Here is a 6000-nt window from a genome sequence, read left to right as displayed (position 1 = left end):
ATTCACCTGTGTAATACTCGTGGAACAAGTTAAACATAGGTCTTTTGTTCAGAGCTTAGCGACCCCTCAAAATTGTCCAACCAATGGGGACCACTTCATATTTTCTACATAAGGTTGAGAGGGAGACTCTAGGGCAGCTTGACCTAAACAGTCAACAACAGCACTAGATCTAAACTTTTGGATCAGGACACACCACCAGATACGTTGCTATTTTGAGGGTTCGCTACCTTAGGATGGTTCAGGTCTAACCCTAAACCATAAATTATCTACTGCCACAGTAAATTATCTACTGTGATTGGGAAATCTATTAATATAGCGACTGTTTAGGTTTCGGGGCATTACATTTGCGCCCGAAATAAGGCTGTTATTCCTATTCCCAAAAACCATGAATTTGTTGGGGTGAGCTTTAGTTCAGTGAGTTTATAACAACTGCGAGTTTATGACGCTTGGGATGCTGAGATAAACCCCAAGTTGTCTCCAACTTTGCAGGTCTGGGGTTCTATCGTTGTTGCTCCTTAATGGTTACTGACTTGCAGATTGACGTCCTATGAACCGAAGCCGATTAGCCCAATCTTGCCTCAGAGGATATCTGATCCTTTTTGCCATCATTATCTTCAGCATATCCAACTTATTTTGGCAAACACAGCCTTCTGTGGCTCAAATCTCACCGGGTTGTGGCACACCGGGTCAAGATGGGGCTGGAACGATGACGGGGATTGTAAATACCTATTTCTCATCAAGCAGTAACGGTAATCTCAATGCAGGTGCAACGGCCATTACCTTAGGAGGGGCGCAGGGGGCCACAACGCCGATTCAAGCGGGTGACTTGCTTATGATCATTCAAATGCAGGATGCCTCAATTAATGGTAGCAATACCAGTTCCTATGGAAATGGCGTTCCGGGTGACCCCGGTAGTGGTGCCAGCGCTCTAAATAGTGCTGGCGCTTTTGAATATATCGTTGCAACCAGCTCTGTGCCTTTAGGAGGGGGCAACCTGACCTTCGTAGGTGAAGGAAGCAATAGCGGATTGATTCACACCTATCGAAATCAGAACTTCGGTCCTCAAGGCCAACAACGCTATCAAATTTTGCGAGTGCCTCAATATCGTGACAGAACCCTGGGGGCGGGCCTGACTGCCTTGCCCTGGAACGGATCTGTGGGCGGGGTTTTAGCTGTGGATATCAGCGGGCAGCTCAATATGAATGGCAACACGATCAATGTGAGCGGTTTAGGGTTTCGCGGAGGCGGGGGGCGACAGCTCCCTGGAGGACCCACCGGGGTTGGAGCAGACACCGACTACCGCAACTTATCGACATACAACTTTCATGCCTCCAAAGGGGAAGGAATTTCGGGTTCCCCCCGCTTTATGTATGACGGTTCTCCCAATTTGATTAATACAGGTATTGAAGGCTATCCCAATGGCAGCCATGCTCGGGGAGCACCTGGCAATGCGGGAGGAGGCGGAAATGATGGTAATGTGGTCGGCAACGACCAAAATACTGGCGGTGGCGGCGGCAGTAACGGAGGTCGCGGCGGCAGGGGCGGCAATGCTTGGTTTTCGAATGAACCCTATGGTGGGTTCGGTGGAGCAGCATTCTTGGGATCTGCTCAACGTCTGGTCATGGGCGGTGGCGGAGGAGCGGGCACTCGCAATAATAGTTCTGGCATCCAAAGTAGTGGGGGACGCGGAGGCGGTATGGTCTTGATCCGCACTCAAACCTTAATTGGCACTGGGACGATCAATGCCAATGGTGAGTCTGGAATTAATCCTGCCAATGATGGCGGTGGCGGCGGGGGTGCAGGCGGTAGTGTTTTGGTGACGACTCAACGGGGTGGTTTAGGTACGCTCACCATCAATACCCGAGGCGGCAATGGTGCTGACGCTTGGCCAACTCAGGGACCAGGCCCAGACAACATTAACAGTCATGGTCCAGGTGGCGGCGGTGGGGGTGGTTTTGTTTTATATGCTGCCCCGGATAGTGCCCCTGTTGTAAATGTGCAACCCGGTCTCAACGGAACGTCAACCACGAGCCAAGATCCGTTTGGGGCAGAACCAGGGCAAGGAGGCCAGGACCGTCTAATTGATCCAGATGATATTCCTGGAACCCATTCTGGGGCCAGTTGTTCCACCCCTAAATTGTTGTTGGTCAAGCGGATTACCGCGATTAACGGCAACCGAACCGCCAATCCCAATGACAATACGCCCCTCAACCTATTTGTTGATGATCCGACTCAACAAGATGACAATGCGTCTGGTTGGCCAAGCGATTATCTTAAGGGGGCTTTGAACGCAGGGCTTGTTCGCCCTGGCAATGAAATAGAGTACACGATCTATTTTTTGAATGCGGGGGGGAGTCCTGCTTTTGAGGTACAGATTTGCGATCGCATTCAAAATGGACAAACCTTCCAACCCGCCGCTTTTACAGCAGGTGCAGATGCGGAATTGCAATTGGGTGCAAGTCCCGTCTTTGCGCAAACGGCTGCCCCGGATAGTAGCGATCGCACACAGTTTGTATCAGGGGTTGTCCCTGCCAGGGCATGTAATTTGAGTGGACCGAATGAGAATGGCATCCTTATTCTGGATTTGACGGGCAATCCAGGGTCAGGCTTACCAAACCTCAATCATTTATCCCGATCAACGGGGCAGGGGATGCCCAATAACTCCTATGGTTTGCTCCGATTTCGGACGACCGTCAATAACGGTTAAACTTCATCCGACGTTATTCCCTAAGGGTTAGAGCTTTGTTTGGCACTCATATCTGATGGGAAGATAGCGCAGGTGGATTGATTCAACGGCATCTAGTTGTTCTGGATCAATGCTGATTTGCCTAGAGGAGCAGGAGGTTCTGGGGCACTAAACAGCAGCAGGTTGCAATAGCTTAACGTTGGAAAACTGAATATCGGTCAGTATGGTTTCCCCTTGCTCGTGAGTGCGGACGATTTGCCGAGTCAAGACGTAATAATTTCCGATGGGTTCATAGGTATCCTCAAATTCCATTTGCCGAATAATTTCATTGGTTTTGGGATTGCGAAAAACTGCCGAATAATCGGAAGAAATGTATCCTGAACCCGTTTCTAAGCTTTTTTTGTGATGAATAATAAAGGCCATCCGACCCATGACTCGACTCACCAAAGCAATCTGTTGATCGCGCACACAATAATTTGATCCCATGGCGTCCCCTTCAACAATAATCTCTTGGGAACCCGATGGGTCGAGCTTGCCTAAGGTAAATTTGCTAGAGCCGTGGGCTTTTTCAAAAGGGGTATGCTTACGGTGGGTAACCACATCCCGCATTTGGGTGTAAAGAGACTCTTGAACCGTTTCATCGGCAACGTCTGTAACCTCAACCCCCAAATCAGAATTGATGCGAACCTGACCAGTGTGGACCTCATCCCCTTGTCTGAGTTCAACGTCAGCAACGTAGCCCGGAAAATCCCCATCCCAGGTATAGCGATTTTCATAAGCTGCACGAAATAAATCACGAGCTTGGGTCTGGGCGGCCATTACATGCAGTCTCCTTACTGTCGTCATGCCTTAGACTTTTAGTCTAGACTAATCTATTGCTCAATCAACGCCATTATGGCATTTGAGGTGGTCATATCTCTAGGTCATTAGGGTGAGATGCTTTATTCCTTTCAACCGTCAATCGGTGGTTTGCATCCTCTCTATTTTAGAGGCCCAAGAAGTTTTGAACCGCCGCGACGATCCGCTCAGACGCATGACCATCGCCGAACGGATTAATGGCTTTGGCCATCGCGTTATACGCCTGATCATGGTTTAAGAGGTGACTCGCTTCTGTAACAATCGTTGCGGTGTTTGTGCCAATGAGTTTGGCGGTGCCTGCAGTGACCGCTTCAGGTCTTTCCGTAGTTTCTCTTAACACTAAAACCGGTTTGCCTAGACTGGGGGCTTCTTCCTGTAAGCCTCCGGAATCCGTTATCAATAGGTGGCAGCGCTGTATCGCACCCACAAGGTCAGTGTAGTCTAAAGGTTCCGTTAAAAAGATGCGTGGGTGCTGTCCCAAGATCGCCTGCAATGGCTTTCGGACGGTTGGATTTCGATGGAGTGGCAAGACCAATGCTGTGTCTGGAAACGTGTCTAAAATTTGCAGGAATCCCTGGGCAATGTCCTGGAGGGGATCTCCCCAATTTTCCCGGCGATGGACGGTTGCCAAAATGGTTCGATATTTTTCCCAGTCAAGGTTGGGAATGTTGCAGGAGGGCTGCTTTTGGGCGACCGTAAGCAGCGCATCAATCACGGTATTGCCAGTATGGTGGATGCTCCCAGTGACCCCAGAAGCTTCCAAATTTGCTACTGCTTGGGGCGTGGGTGCAAAGTGGAGCTGTGTGATTTGAGAGATTAGGCGGCGGTTGGCTTCTTCTGGATAAGGGTTATAGATATGGTCGGTGCGTAAGCCGGCTTCAACATGCCCCACGGGAATTTGCTGATAAAACGCGGCAAGGGCAGCCGCAAATGCGGTGGTGGTATCTCCTTGCACTAAAACTGCTTGAGGCTGAAGCGCTGCTAACAGGGTTTGTAAGCCTTGTAAGCTCCGACACGTGATATCCGCAAGGGTTTGCTGAGGCTGCATGATGTCTAAGTTGTGATCAGCGGTGATCTCAAAGATCTGCATCACTTGATCCACCATTTCTTTATGTTGTCCCGTCAACAACACTTGGGTGGTGAAGTGAGGGTTGGACTGAAAGGCCTGGATGACGGGCGCGAGCTTAATGGCTTCAGGGCGGGTTCCTAGGACAATGCAGATAGTTTGAGGGGAATGTGACATGAGTGGTGATGTTACTCGGCAGACCTAGGGTCCATACTACTGAAAAACCCGGCATATAACCGGGCGATAACCTGCAATAAAGGGTTTAACAGAAAAGAGGCGTAGTTAAAACTACGCCTCTTTTATTCAAGATTAAATTCTAGAGATTAACGATAGCACTAGATGCGATCGCAGGTTAGAGGACATGCAGCATAAACGGTGCTACTAACAGGATTGGCTTTGCCGTTAAGCCATCTTAGCCAGCGCACTTCATGGGGATGGATGCCCTTGAAGGTGAGCATAGCAGCCGCGACCATAATGGCTAAAGCATTTGCAGCCAGAATACCGCCAGCAACTAAGGCCACAGCACTCATGGGGAAAACGGCCTGTAAAGCAACCGCCGCTAACGCCCCGCCCGTTGCCATCAGAACCACTAAGGGAAATCCCACCACGAGCCAACAAACGGTCAGTGTAAATGTCCAGATTAAAAAGCTCTTTACGATGAACATAAAGCTATGTTGCTTTAAGTGAGAAGCTTCAGCCAATGTCATTTTTATTCCTCCCGCCAACCAACAGCGATAACAATAGAGATATCGTCAAAGTTTTAATTCAAGTTTTCTTAGTATATAGAATGGAAGCTTCAAAATTGGCTGATTGTTCAACATTATTTACATTGAAGGACCCACTGCAAGCCTCGTTTAATTTTCATAACACCAAAATCTCCCTTTAATTTTTTAACTCTTTAAAGTCTCACAAGAATTGGCAGATAAAGATTACAGGGATTTTAATCGCTTGAGATCGACACAAAATTAATTGATATATCAACAGTTAAATATTGATCCCCATCATTAACTTTATTAATATTTCCCATTCTTTCTCTCAGTTTTTTCCTATCGATTGACCTTGTTGATTGACGTCAGCAACAAAAATATTGCAAGTCTCTTGCCCTAGAAGCTTTCCATTGATCACATTGCATCCCTGACTAACGCCTCATACACAAAATTTTTATTGTAAATAGAATAATTGGATAAGTATTAATGCTTACGTATATATTCCTATTACGCATCAAATTATTTTGAAAATTGCAGAGTCTGGTTCTGTCTCCTTTGATGCAGCGTTCCTTCTACTAAATTGCCAGGAGCTAAGCAGGTGAAAACTCCCCTTATGTAGATTGCAGCCTTATATTATTGATCAGCATTTGCGGGTGATCGTTGGAAATTATGGGGGCTTTTCT

Annotated in this window: 4 protein-coding genes; 1 reads left to right on the top strand and 3 read right to left on the bottom strand. The window is 47.9% G+C overall.

Translation table 11 applies throughout. The features are described 5' to 3' along the window. Nucleotides 1-547: 547 nt before the first annotated feature. Nucleotides 548-2707, top strand: a complete 2160-nt coding sequence (locus Q0991_RS18685; RefSeq protein WP_299491277.1) for a hypothetical protein — start codon at nucleotides 548-550, stop codon at nucleotides 2705-2707. Between the two features lie 147 nt (nucleotides 2708-2854). On the opposite strand, the gene Q0991_RS18680 is transcribed toward Q0991_RS18685, so the two are convergent. The 3 genes from Q0991_RS18680 to Q0991_RS18670 all read right to left on the bottom strand — a co-directional run bounded on the left by Q0991_RS18680 (nucleotide 2855) and on the right by Q0991_RS18670 (nucleotide 5317). After that, a complete protein-coding gene (locus tag Q0991_RS18680) occupies nucleotides 2855-3505 on the bottom strand; it encodes a DUF3386 domain-containing protein (RefSeq protein WP_299491275.1) in 651 nt (216 codons plus the stop codon). A gap of 166 nt (nucleotides 3506-3671) precedes the next feature. After that, the gene (gene wecB, locus Q0991_RS18675; protein ID WP_299491273.1) at nucleotides 3672-4787 is read right to left on the bottom strand and encodes a UDP-N-acetylglucosamine 2-epimerase (non-hydrolyzing); all 1116 of its coding nucleotides are present in this window, start codon (nucleotides 4785-4787) and stop codon (nucleotides 3672-3674) included. A gap of 158 nt (nucleotides 4788-4945) precedes the next feature. After that, nucleotides 4946-5317 carry a hypothetical protein gene (locus Q0991_RS18670; RefSeq protein WP_299491270.1) on the bottom strand — a complete coding sequence of 124 codons (372 nt, stop codon included), beginning with the start codon at nucleotides 5315-5317 and terminating at the stop codon, nucleotides 4946-4948. Nucleotides 5318-6000: the final 683 nt, after the last annotated feature.

Source organism: Acaryochloris sp. IP29b_bin.137, from assembly GCF_028285745.1.
Taxonomy (GTDB): domain Bacteria; phylum Cyanobacteriota; class Cyanobacteriia; order Thermosynechococcales; family Thermosynechococcaceae; genus Acaryochloris.
This window is presented reverse-complemented; position numbering and strand designations above follow the sequence as displayed.